This is a genomic window from Peribacillus sp. GL_122, from assembly GCF_057835005.1.
On sequence record NZ_CM174415.1, the window covers coordinates 1,601,594 to 1,618,686 of the forward strand.

17 protein-coding genes are annotated in these 17,093 nt (G+C 41.7%); 16 read left to right on the plus strand and 1 reads right to left on the minus strand.

Annotation, left to right across the window (positions count from 1 at the left end):
* Positions 1-33: 33 nt before the first annotated feature.
* Positions 34-1,191 carry a cell division protein FtsZ gene (ftsZ, locus tag AC3ISB_RS07830; RefSeq protein ID WP_098371076.1) on the plus strand — a complete coding sequence of 386 codons (1,158 nt, stop codon included), beginning with the start codon at positions 34-36 and terminating at the stop codon, positions 1,189-1,191.
* Between the two features lie 368 nt (positions 1,192-1,559).
* Here the strand turns inward: ftsZ and tnpB are convergent, their stop codons facing one another.
* On the minus strand, positions 1,560-2,765 hold the full coding sequence (gene tnpB, locus AC3ISB_RS07835) for an IS200/IS605 family element RNA-guided endonuclease TnpB (protein ID WP_141992214.1): 1,206 nt from the start codon (positions 2,763-2,765) through the stop codon (positions 1,560-1,562).
* A 371-nt stretch (positions 2,766-3,136) separates the two neighbouring features.
* Here tnpB and spoIIGA point away from each other — a divergent pair, with 371 nt between their 5' ends.
* The 15 genes from spoIIGA (at position 3,137) to AC3ISB_RS07910 (ending at position 17,048) form a co-directional block, all read left to right on the plus strand.
* Complete coding sequence (spoIIGA, locus tag AC3ISB_RS07840; protein ID WP_098371074.1) at positions 3,137-4,063, plus strand: sigma-E processing peptidase SpoIIGA; 927 nt, start codon at positions 3,137-3,139, stop codon at positions 4,061-4,063.
* Positions 4,064-4,121: 58 nt separating this feature from the next.
* Positions 4,122-4,841, plus strand: coding sequence for an RNA polymerase sporulation sigma factor SigE (sigE, locus tag AC3ISB_RS07845; RefSeq protein WP_034313874.1), 720 nt, complete (start codon positions 4,122-4,124; stop codon positions 4,839-4,841).
* A gap of 150 nt (positions 4,842-4,991) precedes the next feature.
* Complete coding sequence (gene sigG / locus AC3ISB_RS07850; protein WP_034313871.1) at positions 4,992-5,771, plus strand: RNA polymerase sporulation sigma factor SigG; 780 nt, start codon at positions 4,992-4,994, stop codon at positions 5,769-5,771.
* A gap of 229 nt (positions 5,772-6,000) precedes the next feature.
* Complete coding sequence (locus tag AC3ISB_RS07855; RefSeq protein WP_076366653.1) at positions 6,001-6,270, plus strand: YlmC/YmxH family sporulation protein; 270 nt, start codon at positions 6,001-6,003, stop codon at positions 6,268-6,270.
* A gap of 55 nt (positions 6,271-6,325) precedes the next feature.
* Positions 6,326-7,153, plus strand: a complete 828-nt coding sequence (gene pgeF, locus AC3ISB_RS07860) for a peptidoglycan editing factor PgeF (RefSeq protein ID WP_141992213.1) — start codon at positions 6,326-6,328, stop codon at positions 7,151-7,153.
* A 2-nt stretch (positions 7,154-7,155) separates the two neighbouring features.
* Complete coding sequence (locus AC3ISB_RS07865) at positions 7,156-7,827, plus strand: YggS family pyridoxal phosphate-dependent enzyme (protein ID WP_063596307.1); 672 nt, start codon at positions 7,156-7,158, stop codon at positions 7,825-7,827.
* 21 nt (positions 7,828-7,848) lie between these two features.
* Entirely contained in the window at positions 7,849-8,313 is a 465-nt protein-coding gene (locus tag AC3ISB_RS07870) for a cell division protein SepF (RefSeq protein WP_063596306.1), read from the plus strand.
* A gap of 6 nt (positions 8,314-8,319) precedes the next feature.
* Positions 8,320-8,586 carry a YggT family protein gene (locus AC3ISB_RS07875; RefSeq protein WP_063596305.1) on the plus strand — a complete coding sequence of 89 codons (267 nt, stop codon included), beginning with the start codon at positions 8,320-8,322 and terminating at the stop codon, positions 8,584-8,586.
* A 132-nt stretch (positions 8,587-8,718) separates the two neighbouring features.
* Positions 8,719-9,492 carry a YlmH family RNA-binding protein gene (locus tag AC3ISB_RS07880; protein WP_489275976.1) on the plus strand — a complete coding sequence of 258 codons (774 nt, stop codon included), beginning with the start codon at positions 8,719-8,721 and terminating at the stop codon, positions 9,490-9,492.
* A gap of 85 nt (positions 9,493-9,577) precedes the next feature.
* Positions 9,578-10,093, plus strand: coding sequence for a DivIVA domain-containing protein (locus AC3ISB_RS07885; protein ID WP_034313857.1), 516 nt, complete (start codon positions 9,578-9,580; stop codon positions 10,091-10,093).
* A gap of 393 nt (positions 10,094-10,486) precedes the next feature.
* A complete protein-coding gene (gene ileS / locus AC3ISB_RS07890; RefSeq protein ID WP_141992230.1) occupies positions 10,487-13,255 on the plus strand; it encodes an isoleucine--tRNA ligase in 2,769 nt (922 codons plus the stop codon).
* A gap of 207 nt (positions 13,256-13,462) precedes the next feature.
* Complete coding sequence (gene lspA, locus AC3ISB_RS07895; RefSeq protein WP_098371069.1) at positions 13,463-13,933, plus strand: signal peptidase II; 471 nt, start codon at positions 13,463-13,465, stop codon at positions 13,931-13,933.
* Positions 13,926-14,843 (plus strand): RluA family pseudouridine synthase, encoded by a 918-nt coding sequence (locus AC3ISB_RS07900; RefSeq protein ID WP_076366639.1) that lies wholly within the window; start codon positions 13,926-13,928, stop codon positions 14,841-14,843. The genes lspA and AC3ISB_RS07900 overlap by 8 nt, the downstream gene beginning before the upstream one ends.
* Before the next feature lie 196 nt (positions 14,844-15,039).
* On the plus strand, positions 15,040-15,582 hold the full coding sequence (gene pyrR, locus AC3ISB_RS07905; protein WP_098371383.1) for a bifunctional pyr operon transcriptional regulator/uracil phosphoribosyltransferase PyrR: 543 nt from the start codon (positions 15,040-15,042) through the stop codon (positions 15,580-15,582).
* A gap of 176 nt (positions 15,583-15,758) precedes the next feature.
* Entirely contained in the window at positions 15,759-17,048 is a 1,290-nt protein-coding gene (locus AC3ISB_RS07910) for a solute carrier family 23 protein (protein WP_098371067.1), read from the plus strand.
* Positions 17,049-17,093 lie beyond the last annotated feature (45 nt).

The following is a 17,093-nucleotide window of genomic DNA, read 5'->3' on the forward strand; positions in this document are numbered from 1 at the left end:
AATCGGGAATTTCGTCAAAATAGGAGGATTGTCATGTTGGAGTTTGATTCTAATCTAGAACAATTAGCAACGATAAAAGTAATAGGTGTTGGCGGCGGCGGAAACAATGCGGTAAACAGAATGATCGAGCATGGTGTACAGGGTGTTGAGTTTATTTCTGTCAATACTGACGCACAGGCTCTTAATCTATCAAAAGCAGAAATCAAAATGCAAATCGGTGGAAAGCTTACTCGTGGTTTGGGAGCAGGTGCCAATCCCGAGGTAGGAAAAAAAGCTGCTGAAGAAAGCAAAGAGCAGATTGAAGAAGCGCTTAAAGGTGCCGATATGGTTTTCGTAACTGCTGGAATGGGCGGCGGTACAGGAACAGGGGCTGCTCCTGTCATAGCGGGCATCGCTAAAGATCTAGGGGCTCTTACAGTGGGTGTAGTTACACGTCCATTTACTTTCGAAGGCCGAAAACGTGCAACACAGGCACAAGGCGGCATTTCATCCATGAAGGAATCGGTTGACACACTGATCGTCATTCCGAACGACCGCCTCCTTGAAATCGTCGATAAAAGCACGCCGATGCTTGAAGCATTCCGTGAAGCCGATAATGTACTTCGTCAAGGTGTACAAGGGATTTCAGATTTAATTGCTGTTCCAGGTCTTATTAACTTGGACTTTGCCGATGTGAAGACAATCATGTCCAACAAAGGTTCCGCACTTATGGGAATCGGGATTTCCTCAGGGGAAAACCGTGCGGCGGAAGCGGCGAAAAAAGCCATTTCCAGTCCGTTGCTTGAAACATCGATTGATGGTGCCCAAGGCGTACTGATGAATATTACAGGTGGCACGAACCTAAGTCTTTTTGAAGTCCAGGAAGCGGCCGATATCGTGGCTACTGCATCCGATCAAGACGTCAACATGATTTTTGGTTCTGTTATCAATGAAAACCTTAAAGATGAAATCGTCGTTACGGTAATTGCAACAGGCTTTAACGAGGTTGAAGCTTCAATACGGCCTACGGGACGTCCAACACTCGGACAACAGCAGCAATCAAGACCTCAGACACAACAAACGCCACAGCCAAACGTGAAGCGTGAAGTGAAGAGAGAAGAAGTCAATGAACAGCCTGCACGTAATGCCAATCAAGGTGATGAGGCCCTGGATATTCCAACCTTCCTCCGTAACCGTAATAGACGCCGTTAATACCGACGTCATATGCCGTTCCCATTTGGGGACGGTTTTTTGTCGTTAATAATGTGAACTCTTAAAAGCAATTGGTGTCAATTGACCTTATAATAATGGGGCGTTTCTCGAGCTTTATCACTCGGACCGAAGTGATAAATGAAATCTGCATTATTGGATCCATGATCTTTTCTGGATGTCCTGTGAGCTGGAAGACGGAATTGTACTGGGTGGAATGCCTTGGCAGAAGGGAGTCCCCATCATTTGTTCACTTTCATTCATTAATGTGAAAAGATGAGAGAGCATTGAACTACCCGCCGCTTACCGACCTTACGGTCTGATTGAAGTGGGGGATTCCTAAGAACATTAGCCTATTGGCCAAATTTTAATTAGGCTATCCCCGAAGTTCCTACGGTTAGAAGCCTTATGGCTTCGTTCATTAGATTGAGTCCTGCGTTAATATCTCGATCGTGGTGAGTAGAACAAGAAGGACAATCCCATTCACGAAGATTAAGATGTTTAACGTCTTTATTTTGGTACCCGCAGCTAGAACACAGTTGGCTAGAAGCAAACGTTTTAGATACGGACACGATTTGTTTACCATACCATTTTGCTTTGTATTCCAACATTTGTTTGAATTGGTACCAAGATACTTCACTAATCGCTTTAGCTAGTTTGTGATCTTTCATCATATTGGACACTTGCAAGTCTTCCATTCCAATAACATCGTGGTTTTTGATGATTTCGGTTGAGACTTTATGTAAGTAATCCATTCGGGCATTTGAAATTTTTTCGTGTAGGATGGCCACTTTTCTTTTTTGTTTTTGATAATTTTTGGCTTCAGCCAATGGTTTATTTTGATTCAAGGCTATTTCTTGTCGCCTTGAAAGAATTCGTTGTGCTTTGGCCAATTTTTTTTCGACCGTTCCGAAGAACTTTGGGTTTTGATAAACCGTACCATCTGAAAGAATGGCAAAATTCTTCAAACCAACATCTACACCGCACGAACGATTCGTTTTAGGACGTACTTGTACATTGGTTTCCGCTAAAACAGAAATGAAATATTTACCCGAAGGGTTCCGCCTGATTGTGGCATTGATGATTCGCCCTTCGACCTCGCGGCTTTTAGCAAAACGAACTAAACCGAGTTTTGGCAATTTAATTTGGTTTCCAAACATTCCGATATTTCCATTCGTATGTTTAGTCGTGTAGGATTGGACCGGATTCTTTTTCGATTTGAAGCGTGGAGACTTGTTTTGTTTTTTATAATATCGACTATAGGAATCTGCTAAATTTTCTACTGATTTCTGTAAGGCTATACTGTCTACTTCTTTTAGGAAAGAATACTCTTTCTTTAAAGCTGGAAGTTCTTTGATTGTTGCGTATTTATTCAGAAAAGAACCTTTCCATTCATTAGAGGGTAATTGGCCGTTTTGCTTCATTTCTTCACAGATATACCAGTAGGCATCTTTCTCATTTTGCTTGCCTAAAAAGAAGTTATAGACAAAACGGGAGCAGCCGATCGTTTTATTGATGAGAACTAGTTGTTCTTTCGTTGGATAGATTCGAAATTTATAAGCCTTGTTTACGACCATTGGTTCACCCCTTTATAGTTATTATCATTCAGGGAACGTATGTTTGTCAAAAGATTACTTTGGATTATGCCAACCGCCATTCATCTCCCCTTACCGTTGGACTCTCGCCCTTCACACGCTTGAAGAGGGAGTCTTCTGGAGGGAAATGATAAATTATTAAACTTTTATAACATAAATCGACAGAAGTAAAAGGGAGCAGGATAGTCTCTAAGACGGTATTGAAAATATCAATGGCTGTTTTTCTACAAAAAGGGTAAAAATGACTGAAAAACTCTTAAGTTTTCAGTACAAAAAGTGACACACTTTCTAAGGGCAGGTACGCTATACTTTTTGCTAGTGGAAGGTTTGTTAATAAAAGGAGGGGAGGGTGTTTGACTTTATATTTAGATGTGATCTGGTTGTTGAATTGGTTATTTGACTGCCTCCTTTTATATTGGACCGCAATCATTCTTAAACGAAGGGTAGCTCTTTGGCGGGTATGCATCGGCGGGTTGATTGGTTCCTTCATTATCGTATTGGCATTCACTCCTTTTTATGCAATTGCCGACCGAGTGTACATGAAGATTTTAGTATCCCTTGTCATGGTGCTGGCAACCTTTGGGTTTAATAGGTTGAAACTTTTCATGAAATCGGTGGCCACTTTATATTTCGTGACGTTTTTATCGGGAGGAATCCTTCTGGGACTTCACTACTTATTTGAATTCCAAATCGTGTCCAAGGACCCTGGTCAATATGCAGGAATCAACCGTTTTGGCGACCCTGTCAGCTGGATATTCGTAATGATCGGGTTCCCGCTCGCATGGCAATTTTCCAAGCGAACACTAGAAGGGATGGAGATGACCAAGCTTACACATGAACAAATGGTTTCGGTCTCGGTTAAAATCTCTGACTTTGAAGGGGAATTTCATGGATTGGTGGATAGCGGCAATCAACTATATGATCCGATTACACGCTCCCCAGTCATGATCATCTCTCTTTCAGGAGGGGAAACAGGAATTCCGGACGATATGCTAGAACTCTTTAAAAATCCTGATAACCTGATTAGTCAGGAAACGCAGCCCGAATATTCATGGACAGGAAGAATGCGTGTCATCCCTTATAAAGTCGTGGGCCATGAACATCAGCTGTTAACCGCAATCAAACCGGATTACATTAAAATCATTCAAGGAGAAAAAGAATTTCATGTCAAGCAGGGTCTCGTTTCGTTTACCTTTCAGCAACTCTCTCCCGACAATAGCTATCAATCTATCGTTCACCCGAAAATGTTAACCGGGATACCGGTGCAAAATGCCTCCTGAACCATCAATTCACTCTTTAATTTGACCCATAATCCGTTTATTAGAAGGGAGAATTATTTTGAAGAAATTCATTCTTCGGCTCACTTATTTTTGGTACAAACTATTGTTCAAGCTCGGATTGAAAACGGACGAAATATTTTATATAGGAGGGAGTGAGGCACTGCCCCCGCCCCTTTCGAAGGAAGAAGAGGCAATACTGATCAATAAATTACCGAATGGTGATGAAGCTGCACGCTCGATCTTGATTGAACGTAATTTAAGGCTGGTGGTTTATATTGCCAGGAAATTCGAAAATACTGGCATCAATATTGAGGATTTAATCAGCATTGGAACCATAGGTTTGATCAAAGCTGTGAATACATTCAATCCTGAGAAGAAAATAAAACTCGCTACATATGCTTCGAGATGCATCGAGAATGAAATATTAATGTATTTACGCAGAAATAACAAAATCCGTTCTGAAGTTTCTTTTGATGAACCCCTGAATATTGATTGGGATGGAAATGAACTTCTGTTATCCGATGTACTTGGAACGGACGATGACATTATCACGAAAGACCTTGAGGCAAATGTTGACCGTAAGCTGCTGACAAAAGCACTTACACAGTTATCCGAACGTGAAAAACAGATAATGGAACTCCGTTTTGGGCTTGCAGGCGGAGAAGAAAAAACCCAAAAGGACGTTGCCGACATGCTGGGGATTTCCCAATCTTACATTTCACGTTTGGAAAAAAGGATTATTAAGAGGCTTCGTAAAGAATTTAATAAAATGGTGTAAAAAAATAAAGTGCTTAAATGTCAATCAAATCAATACTTTGGTAGCTATATTGAAAAATAATGGGGATTTTCTGTTCTAGCCATGTGCATATTTTTTCCTCCCGCGGAAATACTGTTTTTTGTACAGCGCTCCTGTGAGGAGGGAATAATTTTGTCTCGTAATAAGGTTGAAATCTGCGGTGTGGATACATCAAAATTACCGGTTTTAAAGAATGAAGAAATGAGAAAACTCTTTAAAGAACTGCAAGATGGCGATATTTCAGCAAGAGAGAAACTGGTAAACGGGAATCTTCGACTCGTTCTAAGCGTCATTCAACGCTTCAACAATCGGGGAGAGTATGTAGATGATCTATTTCAGGTAGGCTGTATAGGGTTGATGAAGTCGATAGATAACTTTGACCTAGGTCAAAATGTTAAGTTTTCAACGTATGCTGTTCCGATGATTATTGGAGAAATCAGAAGATATCTTCGTGACAATAATCCGATTCGGGTATCCCGTTCTTTAAGAGACATCGCTTACAAAGCTTTGCAGGTAAAAGAAAAGCTCATAAGCCAGACCCTTCGTGAGCCGACAGCTGAAGAAATCGCCAAGGTGTTGGAAGTACCTCATGAAGAAATTGTTTTTGCACTAGATGCTATACAAGATCCAGTTTCACTTTTTGAACCGATTTATAATGATGGCGGGGATCCGATTTATGTACTCGACCAACTAAGTGATGAAAAAAATAAAGATAGTACCTGGATTGATGAAATAGCTATAAATGAAGGCATGAGACGGTTGAATGACCGGGAAAAAATGATCCTTCGCAAACGGTTTTTCCAAGGGAAGACGCAAATGGAGGTAGCCGAGGAAATCGGCATTTCACAAGCACAGGTCTCCCGATTGGAAAAAGCGGCAATCAAACAAATGAATAAAAATATCCAACAGTAGAAGCTGAGCATGAGAAAAAGTTAGCTTTAAGCGGGTAGGGCAAAAATGTCAATACCCGCTTAAAGCTACTTATCCATAGCGGCTTTTTTATTTTGTTGAAAATCCCTTCCGGAAGGGATCGTGATCGAATGGACGTTTATTTATCGTATTCTTCATCCTTGAGCGCATCATGTCATATACATAGGAATAGGACCTTCATCTATGATGAAATTTTGAGGAGCTGAGTGATGTGACCAGGATTTCCGAATTTCAAATTAAGGATATCGTCAATATAGCGGATGGTAAGAAATTAGGTAATATGTCAGATCTTGAAATCAATACGGCCACGGGGAAAATAGAGGCCATCATTGTTTCAAATGGAACTAGATTGATGGGTTTTTTTGGCAGGGAACAGGATATTGTGATCCCATGGCGTAAAATAAAAAAAATCGGTGCAGATGTCATACTTGTTGAGCATCAGACTGTTTTTCAAGCCGAAGTGAAAGATGAACGGTTTTAAAGGTGCGTGGCACAAATATATGATACACTAGACTAAAAATAAAGAGGTTTATAGCATGAAAGAGCCATTTGTTTTAATAAAAGACCAATATATGCTCATTGACAGCTGGAGACAAAAAAATCTCCAGCTCGTAGCGGGCTTCACCACAAAAAATGGGGGAGTCAGTACAGGTGATTTTCAAACATTGAATACCGGTTTTCATGTCGGTGATAAACTTGAAGATGTACAGGGAAACCGCAGGATTATAGCTGATAAGCTGACGTTTCCGCTTAATGAATGGATAGGCGCCGAGCAGACACATGAAACGAAAATCCATCAAGTTACCAGCCGCGATGGCGGGAGAGGTGCTACGGATTATGATTCAGCCTTTAAAGCGACTGACGGATTCTATACGAAGGACCAAAACGCTCTATTGACCCTTTGCTATGCAGACTGCGTGCCCTTATACTTTCTTGCTCCGGCACATGGTATGATTGGGGTGGCACATGCCGGCTGGAAGGGTACGGTTAATGGAATTGCACGAAAAATGGTTGAGGCATGGCTGAGTGAGGGTATAAGAGCAAGTGAGATATTTGCTGTTATTGGACCGTCGATTTGTTCGAAGTGCTATGTAGTTGATGATTATGTCATGGATTTAGTGCAGAATATGCTGGTAGATATTGACGAAAAGCCCTATAATTTAATCAGTGAAGGACAATATCAGTTAGACCTTAAGCAACTTAATGCATTGATTCTTCAAAAATCAGGAATTCCAAAAAGTCAGATCGACGTTACATCATACTGTACAAGCTGTGATCATGAATTGTTTTTTTCACATCGCCGTGATAACGGGAAGACAGGCAGATTGATGAGTTTTATCGGTTGGAAGGAGGATTTAGAGTAACAGTGAAAGTAGTGGACAATTTAAAAAACATCGAAGAAAAGATAAATAGAGCATGTGAGAATAGTGGAAGGGACCGTGAAGCGATAAAGTTGATCGCAGTGACGAAATATGTTTCGGTCGAGAGAGCGAATGAAGCATTGGAAGCGGGAATACTTGATTTGGGTGAAAACCGTGACGAAGGGCTTTTGACTAAATATGAAGTGCTGAAGGACAAGCCCAACTGGCATTATATCGGTTCTATGCAAACACGCAAAGTAAAGAATGTCATCGATAAAATTTCGTATATCCATTCATTGGATCGCATTTCTTTGGCAGAAGAAATTCAAAAACGTGCAAATGAGCCGATAAACTGTTTAGTGCAGGTGAATGTTTCTGGTGAGGAATCAAAACATGGCCTGGGTCCTGAGGAGACGATGGATTTCATCAAAGGATTATCCAAGTTTGATAAGGTGAATGTTGCAGGATTGATGACAATGGCTCCACTGACCGATGATGAACAGGTTTTGCGGGAATGCTTCCGCAAACTGAAAGGCATCCAGGTTGAAATACAAAATTTAGAGTTGAAGCATGCCCCCTGTACTGAGTTGTCCATGGGGATGTCCAATGATTTCATGATTGCCATTGAGGAAGGCGCTACAATGATCAGGATTGGTACAGCACTTGTAGGCGAATAATTTTAAGGAGGTACCCTATAGATGTCGTTCGTATCAAAATTTAAATCTTATTTCGCGCTGGATGATGAGTATGAGTACAAGGATGAAATGATGGAAGAAGAGGAGGCTGAACCAAAAGTCGTGAAGTCAGCTAAACAGCATCAGTCCGCTTCTGCAGGGAATCATGCCAATCAGAATATCGTAAGTTTGCAAAGCGTACAGAAATCTTCTAAAGTAGTATTATTGGAGCCTCGTGCTTATGCAGAAGCCCAGGAGGTAGCTGACCATTTAAAAAACAGGCGTGCTGTAGTCGTGAACCTTCAACGAATCCAGCATGACCAAGGAAAGCGAATCATTGATTTTCTAAGTGGGACTGTTTATGCAATCAGCGGGGATATCCAAAAAATCGGAACAGATATATTCTTATGTACCCCGGACAACGTCGATGTTTCCGGTAATATTACCGGCTTCGCCGCCGAAGAGGAGTACGAAGAAGCGAGGTGGTAATGGTTAATGGGTTTAGTGCTTCAGGGTTTATATTATTTAATTGAAATTTATTCAATGGCATTAATCGGTTACATATTGATGTCATGGTTCCCCAATGCAAGGGAGACATCGATTGGTCAATTTCTGGAAAAGATTTGCGAACCGTATTTAGAACCGTTCAGAAAGTTCATCCCGCCACTTGGCATGATCGATCTTTCACCTCTTGTGGCTTTGCTGGTACTTAATTTTGCCAGCGGTTATGGAATCAATTACTTACAGACTTTAATAGGATGATCAACAACTAACCTGACATGATCTTACTACACAGTCGGATGATTCTCCGCTGTGTAGTAGCAACGCAGAGCCGTTTAATCAACTACTTATGATCGTCCATTAATTTGATAACTAAGGAGCATTTATTCAATCATGAGTATTTATCAGCATTTCAGGCCGGAGGAAAAAGATTTTATTGACCAGGCTATGAATTGGATCGATCAGGTTAAAAATTCCTACGCTCCGAAACTATCTGATTTTCTTGATCCGCGTCAGCAGGAAATCCTTACTTCCTTATTGGGGAATGATCCGGATGCGAAACTGCAATTCAATGGCGGGGGCGATTTCGTAGAGCGAAAACGTGTGCTCATTTACCCTGATTATTACTCTCCTGAATCATCGGATTTCAATATCTCCTTATACGATATCTCCTATCCAAAAAAGTTTGTTACGCTTGAACATAGGCAAATACTTGGAACCTTGATGTCACTAGGGGTAAAACGTGAAAAATTTGGTGATATAATAGTGACGGAGGAGCATACTCAGTTTATAGCTGCCGAGGAGATGGATTCATATCTCACAGGGAATCTGGAGAAAATAGGTAATGCTTCTGTTTCCATCAGACGGCTTCCGATCGAGGATATCGTCCAAGTTAAAGAAAAATGGGAAGAGCAAGTAACCACCGTCAGTTCTCTTAGGCTTGACAGTGTGCTATCGTCCGTCCTGAACATGTCCCGTCAAAAAACGCAGGCCTTGATAACGTCAGGTAAAGTAAAGGTGAATTTCAAGCAAACGGAAAACATCTCGGAAGAATGCCGTGAAGGTGATACACTTTCCATCAGAGGTTTTGGCAGATGTAAAATAGCTTCAATCGATGGGAAAACCAAGAAGGATAAGTGGAGAATCTCGTTAGGCAGACAAAAATAATTCAATAAAAAGCAGGATTTATAAATTTATTGTCGAATATAGAGTTTTAACATACTAGAGTAGAAACCGTTCTGGAGGTGCCGTAATGCCCTTAACCCCGATAGATATACATAACAAGGAATTTAACAAAGTATTTCGTGGGTATGATGAAGATGAAGTTAATGAATTTCTCGACCAGGTCATTAAAGATTATGAACTGATTTTGAGGGAGAAGAAAGAACTTGAAGATAAACTGAACGAGACTTTTGATCGTTTGGGACATTTTACGACAATTGAGGGTACACTTAACAAGTCGATTATTGTCGCTCAGGAAGCAGCTGAAGAATTAAGGCGCAATGCCCAAAAAGAAGCGAAACTGATCATAAAGGAAGCAGAGAAAAACGCGGACAGGATCGTCAATGAGTCACTCGTGAAAGCAAGGAAAATAGCGATGGATATTGAGGATTTGAAAAAGCAATCCAAAGTATTCCGGACGCGTTTCAAAATGCTTGTCGGTGCACAGCTCGATTTGCTGGACAATGACGATTGGGATCATCTTCTGGATTATGAAGTGGATGCGACTGAAATAGAATTAAATGAGAGAGTGGAAGAGGAAATTTAAACGATTCCTTGACTTTGAACACTTTTTTCGCATATAATTTTTTAACAATACTATTCATTATGAAATTAGACGATGACAGGGAAAGTAAATTCTTCACACACTTATTTTTAGCGAACCGGGGATGGTGAAAGCCCGGAATAAGCGAAGATATTGAAGATCACCCTTGAGTTCTGAGTTGAACCTGCTTTTGCAGTAAGTAAATGAAGCGTTTCATTCACGTTACGAATGCTCGAGAGGATGGATTCACTTTGTGAATCTTTCTAGCCAGGGTGGTACCGCGGGAAGCTAAGCTTTCTCGTCCCTTTTTTAGGGATGAGAGGGCTTTTTATTTTGGCCGGATATCAAGTCATCGGTTCGAATGAATTTATGTAAAGACGGATGGAGGATTTAATGATGGAATACAAAGATACCTTATTGATGCCTAAAACTGAATTTCCAATGCGGGGGAATTTGCCGAAACGTGAACCGGAAATCCAAGAAAAATGGAATGAAATGAACATCTATAAAAAAGTGCAAGAACAAACGGAAGGACGTCCTTTATTCATTTTGCATGATGGACCTCCGTATGCAAACGGCGATATCCATATGGGCCATGCAATGAACAAGGTTTTAAAGGATTTCATTGTCCGATTTAAATCTATGAGCGGTTTTCAAGCTCCGTATGTACCTGGCTGGGATACGCATGGGCTTCCAATCGAAACGGCATTGACAAAAAAAGGCGTGAAACGGAAAGAAATGAGCGTTGCCGAATTCAGAAAGCTTTGTGAAGAGTATGCTTATGGTCAGATTAACAATCAACGTGAGCAGTTTAAGAGAATAGGGGTCCGTGGTGATTGGGATAATCCTTATATCACATTGAAGCCTGAATATGAAGCCCAGCAAATCAAGGTATTCGGTGAAATGGCGAAAAAAGGCTATATTTATAAAGGGAAAAAACCTGTTTACTGGTCCCCGTCAAGTGAATCAGCTCTTGCCGAAGCAGAAATTGAATATCAAGACAAACGTTCTGCGTCCATCTATGTTGCTTTTGAAGTCACAGATGGCAAAGGTGTAATCGAAGAGGGCGTCAAAATCATCATCTGGACGACAACACCATGGACGATTCCGGCTAATCTTGGTATTTCATTGCACCCGCAATTAAATTACGTAGTGGTGGCTGTCGAAAATGAAAAGTACTTACTTGCTGAGGCACTGCTTGAGTCGGTTACGGAAACATTAGGCTGGGAAAACCCGTCTATCCTGAAAACAGTTAAAGGAAGCGAGTTGGACCGTGCTGTTGCCAAACATCCTCTTTATGACCGCGAATCTTTAGTGATGTTAGGTGAGCACGTAACGACTGAAGCTGGAACGGGTTGTGTTCATACTGCGCCTGGCCATGGTGAAGATGACTTTATCATTGGGCAAAAATACGGCTTGGACGTACTTTGTCCTGTAGATGAAAAAGGAGTCATGACGGAAGAGGCAGGGGAATTTGCCGGATTATTTTATGATCAAGCGAATAAACCTATTACCGAAAAATTAACTGAAGTAGGCGCGTTATTGAACTTGACGTTCATTACGCACTCTTACCCACATGACTGGAGGACGAAGAAGCCAACGATCTTCCGTGCAACAGCACAATGGTTCGCGTCAATCAAAGACTTCCGCAGTGAACTTCTGGAAGCGATTGAAGAAACCAAATGGGTACCGGCTTGGGGCGAAACGCGCCTATTCAATATGGTCCGTGACCGCGGGGATTGGTGTATTTCCCGCCAACGCGCTTGGGGAGTGCCAATTCCTGTGTTTTATGCAGAAAATGGCGAGCCGATCATTACGGATGAAACAATCAACCATATTTCAAATCTATTCCGCGAACACGGTTCAAACATCTGGTTTGAGCGTGAAGCGAAAGATCTTCTGCCTGAAGGCTATACACATGAAGGCAGCCCGAATGGTATCTTCACGAAAGAAACGGATATCATGGACGTATGGTTCGATTCCGGTTCTTCTCATCAAGCGGTACTTGAAGAAAGAGACGACTTGCAACGGCCTGCTGACCTTTATTTAGAAGGGTCCGATCAATATCGCGGCTGGTTTAACTCATCGCTTTCAACAGGTGTTGCAGTTACAGGCAAAGCGCCATATAAAGGTGTACTTAGCCACGGTTTCGCATTGGATGGCGAAGGCCGTAAAATGAGTAAGTCGATTGGGAATGTTGTACTGCCATCCAAGGTCATGAACCAACTTGGTGCAGATATCTTACGCCTTTGGGTAGCTTCGGTGGATTACCAATCGGATGTCAGGGTTTCCGATCCTATTTTAAAACAAGTTTCGGAAGTTTACCGTAAAATCCGTAATACATTCCGCTTCCTGTTAGGGAACTTGGATGGATTCAATCCAAAAACCGATAAAGTGGCAGTCCAAGAATTGCCTGAAGTCGATCGATACATGCTCGTTAAATTGAATAAACTGATCAAACATTCGAAGCTAAGTTATGAAAATTATGAGTTTGCTACAATTTATAATATGGTCAATAATTTCTGTACACAGGATTTAAGTTCGTTCTACCTTGATTATGCAAAAGACATTCTTTATTGTGAAGCTCCAAATGGTAAAGAGCGTTTGGCCATTCAAACGGTCCTTTACGAATCATTGGTCAGCTTAACCAAATTGGTGTCACCGATCCTCTCTCATACAGCTGATGAAGTATGGGCGTTCATTCCGGGTGTAACGGAAGAAAGTGTACAGTTGACATTGATGCCTGAAGAAATTTCCGTTGATGATGCTGAAGTCATTGAAGAAAAATGGACGGCGTTCATGGATGTCCGTGATAATGTTCTAAAAGCATTAGAAGAAGCCCGTAACCAGAAGGTCATCGGAAAATCACTAAACGCTAAAGTGATGGTATATGTTAATGAAGAAACGAAGAATCTGCTTGATGGCATCAAGGAAAGCTTTGAACAGCTATTCATCGTATCCGAATTCGAAATCGCTGGCGATGTGGCAAGTGCCCCAGCAGAAGCGGTTAAACTTGAGGATATAGCGATCCTTGTTACAAAAGCAGAAGGTGAAACGTGTGAACGTTGCTGGAATGTTTCGAAGGAAGTAGGTCAAGTGGAAGAACATCCAACACTTTGCCCGCGTTGTGCTACAGTCGTGAAAGAGCATTACGTGAATCAATAATTCCCACAAAAAAAGCCGGTCCCTTTATAAAGGGCCGGCTTTTTGCGGGAATAAAAGCTAAAACCCAAATCGGGAATTCTACCTTTATCCAATCTTCCTGATATTCTTCAGGTACAGTTAGCAGACTTATGCTTTTCGGATTAGTCATTATTTCTAGTTTATGCTACAATTCAAAAGTGAAGATTTGATTAGTTTGGGGGAAAAAATGTGTTTTATTATTTGATTGCCCTTTTGGTCATAGCTATCGATCAGCTGACAAAATGGATGATTGTGAAAAAAATGGAGTACGGAGAAAGCATTGAAATTATTGAAAACCTTCTATATATCACCTCGCATCGTAATCGTGGGGCAGCATGGGGAATTCTACAAGGTCAAATGTGGTTTTTCTACATCATCACCATCGCTGTCATTATTGGACTTGTCTATTATATTCAGAAAATGGCGAAGGAAAGCATTTTGCTTGGAGTTGCACTTGCTCTCATGCTAGGCGGTGCGATTGGTAATTTCATCGATCGTGTTGCTCGTCAGGAAGTAGTGGATTTCGTTCATACCTATATTTTCAGCTACAGTTTCCCGGTATTTAATGTTGCTGATGCTGCGCTTTCAATTGGTGTCGGACTGCTCGTGATTCATATGTTTTTAGAAGAAAAAAACGCTAAGGAGAAAGATAATGGATAAAAGGTTATACAGCATCGATGAAACACTAAAAGGAGTTAGGATTGATAAGGCTCTTTCCACTTTGAATGAGGAATGGTCACGTACTCAGGTCCAGCAATGGATTAAGGATGATCATGTTTTGGTAAATGGCACGGCGATAAAGACGAATTACAAAGCTATTCCTGGCGATACAATCGAAGTGACGATTCCTGATCTTGAGGAATTGGATGCGGTAGCAGAGGAAATGGATTTGGATATCTATTATGAAGATAAAGATGTACTCGTTGTTAATAAACCGAGCGGCATGGTCGTCCATCCGGCACCGGGACATGTATCTGGCACGCTTGTAAATGGATTGATGGCTCACTGCAAGGATCTTTCTGGAATTAACGGAGTCATGCGGCCTGGAATCGTCCATCGGATCGACAAAGATACATCAGGTTTATTGATGGTTGCCAAAAATGATATGGCACATGAGAAACTGGTACAGCAGCTTGTTGATAAAACGGTTACCCGTAAGTATCAAGCTGTAGTTCATGGTGTGATCCCTCATGACTTCGGAACGATCGATGCACCGATCGGCCGCGATAAAAAAGATCGCCAAAGTATGACTGTCACAGATTCGAATTCCAAAAATGCTGTCACGCATTTCCGTGTCATCGAACGCTTCAAAGCTTTCACTTTGGTGGAATGCCAGCTTGAAACAGGAAGAACACATCAAATCCGTGTACACATGAAATACATTGGCTTCCCACTGGCGGGAGATCCGAAATATGGTCCGAAAAAGACACTGAAATTAGATGGACAAGCGTTGCACGCGGGTCTTCTAGGTTTCATTCATCCGCGTACAAATGAGTATATGGAATTCGAAGCTCCGATTCCGGAAGAGTTTGAAAATCTAATTAATCAATTACGTAGAAGTAAGGATTGACAAATTCGTTTTTCTGATATATTATAATAACAACTTAATAAGAACCTTTAACACAGTTCAGAGAGACTGAGAAGGAAACGGATACGCAAAGTGGGATAACCATGCCCATGGCGATAAAATCCTCATGCCTTCTTGGCATGAGGATTTTTTGTTGAAATTAACCTATCAGAAAAAAGGAATCGGGGTGGCCGACGTGTTGAATGAGAAAGCCATAGTACTTGATGAGCAGGCCATTAGCAGAGCCTTGACGAGAATTGCCCATGAAATTATTGAGAAAAATAAGGGTATTGAGAATTGCGTCTTAATCGGGATACGTACTCGCGGGATTTTCCTCGCTGACCGACTTGCAAAGCGCATCAATCAAATAGAAGGCAAGGAAATAGAACTTGGTGAACTGGATATTACACTTTATCGTGATGACCTTTCGAAAAAGACCAATGATGGGGAACCCATCGTAAAAGGCTCAGACATTCCGGTCAATATCACTGACAAGAAAGTGATTTTAGTGGATGATGTTCTTTTCACAGGCAGAACCGTTAGAGCGGCAATGGATGCTCTAGTGGATTTGGGAAGACCTTCGCAGATCCAGCTCGCCGTATTAGTGGATAGGGGACATAGGGAATTGCCGATTCGCGCGGATTTTGTCGGCAAAAACGTTCCGACTTCTCAATCTGAAAAAATTACAGTTACTTTAACAGAAGTAGATGAAGTAGATCAAGTTACTATATTAGAAAACTAAACAACATGAAAATTTCATATTACCCTTTTAAAGACAGTCCAGAGAGGCTGGCAAAGGGGAGTCAATCGGGAGAGCTGTGCCTACGCATAGGCATTCGCCTTCTGAGAAACCCTCTTTGTATATTGCAAAGAGGGTTTTTGCAGTTTTGATGGAATTTTCATGAGGGGGATACGGAAATGGAAGAAACTAAAAGGGACATCGTACTGGATGTCGAGGACGTGCCAAAGGCTGGCCAGTGGATTACGTTAAGCATCCAGCATTTGTTCGCCATGTTCGGTGCAACGGTGCTGGTGCCATTCTTGGTAGGATTGAGCCCGGCGGTAGCACTGGTTTCAAGCGGATTGGGCACACTTTCATACTTATTGATAACCAAAGGTAAGATACCTGCTTATCTCGGTTCATCTTTCGCTTTCATTTCGCCAATCATCGCGGCTAAGGCTCTAGGAGGTCCGGAAGCGGCCATGATCGGCTGTTTTGCAGCAGGGTTCATATATGGGATAGTAGCTTTGATTATCCAAAAAGTCGGATTGCGCTGGTTGATGAATATACTTCCTCCGGTTGTGGTGGGTCCGGTGATTATCGTAATCGGATTAAGCCTAGCCGGAACGGCCGTGGACATGGCAATGTATGATCCACAAGATAAATACAGCGTCACATATATAGTGATAGCGCTGATCACTTTAGCGGTAACCATCATCTGCAACGTGTTCTTTAAGGGATTCATTAACTTGATCCCCATTTTAATGGGAATCATAGTCGGCTACGGCTGTTCGGCTGTTGCAGGTATAATAGATTATGAACCGATCAAGTCAGCACAATGGTGGGAAATGCCTGAATTCATGTTTCCCTATGTAACCTATACACCGTCCTTCTCATGGGAAGTCATTGCCATCATGGTACCGGTCGCCATCGTAACTTTATCAGAACATATCGGACACCAGATGGTACTGAGCAAAGTAGTCGGCAGAAATTTTTTGGAAAATCCCGGTTTGCATCGCTCGATTTTAGGAGATGGAGCAGGAATCATGATTGGTTCCTTAATCGGAGGGCCGCCACTGACTTCATATGGCGAGAATATTGGGGTCCTGACTATGACAAAGGCGTACAGTGTGTATATCATCGGTGGGGCAGCATTGACTGCAATCATCTTTGGCTTTAACGGTAAGATTTCAGCAGTCATCAGCTCGATACCTACAGCTGTGATGGGCGGTATTTCCATCTTGCTCTTCGGTATCATCGCATCAAGTGGATTGAGGATGCTGATTGATAATAAGGTCGATTTTGACAAGAAAAGGAACCTGATGATAGCTTCAGTCATCCTGGTGTTAGGAATCGGAGGAGCGTTCGTACAACTATCGGAAACGGTATCGCTTTCCGGAATGGCACTTTCAGCCATCGTCGGAATCCTTCTTAACTTGATTCTTCCGGACCGTGAAAAAATATCCGGAGATATATTTGAAAAATAAGATACTGCATCAAAACAATAAATCACCTTTTAAAAGAAGTCCAGA

Excerpts from the sequence above, each read along its gene's own strand:
- tnpB (WP_141992214.1), bottom strand. The coding sequence starts at position 2,765 with ATGGTCGTAAACAAGGCTTATAAATTTCGAATCTATCCAACGAAAGAA.
- AC3ISB_RS07875 (WP_063596305.1), top strand. The coding sequence starts at position 8,320 with ATGGGTTTAGTGCTTCAGGGTTTATATTATTTAATTGAAATTTATTCA.
- pgeF (WP_141992213.1), top strand. The coding sequence starts at position 6,326 with ATGAAAGAGCCATTTGTTTTAATAAAAGACCAATATATGCTCATTGAC.
- AC3ISB_RS07910 (WP_098371067.1), top strand. The coding sequence starts at position 15,759 with ATGGAAGAAACTAAAAGGGACATCGTACTGGATGTCGAGGACGTGCCA.
- AC3ISB_RS07900 (WP_076366639.1), top strand. The coding sequence starts at position 13,926 with ATGGATAAAAGGTTATACAGCATCGATGAAACACTAAAAGGAGTTAGG.
- AC3ISB_RS07880 (WP_489275976.1), top strand. The coding sequence starts at position 8,719 with ATGAGTATTTATCAGCATTTCAGGCCGGAGGAAAAAGATTTTATTGAC.
- ftsZ (WP_098371076.1), top strand. The coding sequence starts at position 34 with ATGTTGGAGTTTGATTCTAATCTAGAACAATTAGCAACGATAAAAGTA.
- AC3ISB_RS07870 (WP_063596306.1), top strand. The coding sequence starts at position 7,849 with ATGTCGTTCGTATCAAAATTTAAATCTTATTTCGCGCTGGATGATGAG.
- ileS (WP_141992230.1), top strand. The coding sequence starts at position 10,487 with ATGGAATACAAAGATACCTTATTGATGCCTAAAACTGAATTTCCAATG.
- AC3ISB_RS07885 (WP_034313857.1), top strand. The coding sequence starts at position 9,578 with ATGCCCTTAACCCCGATAGATATACATAACAAGGAATTTAACAAAGTA.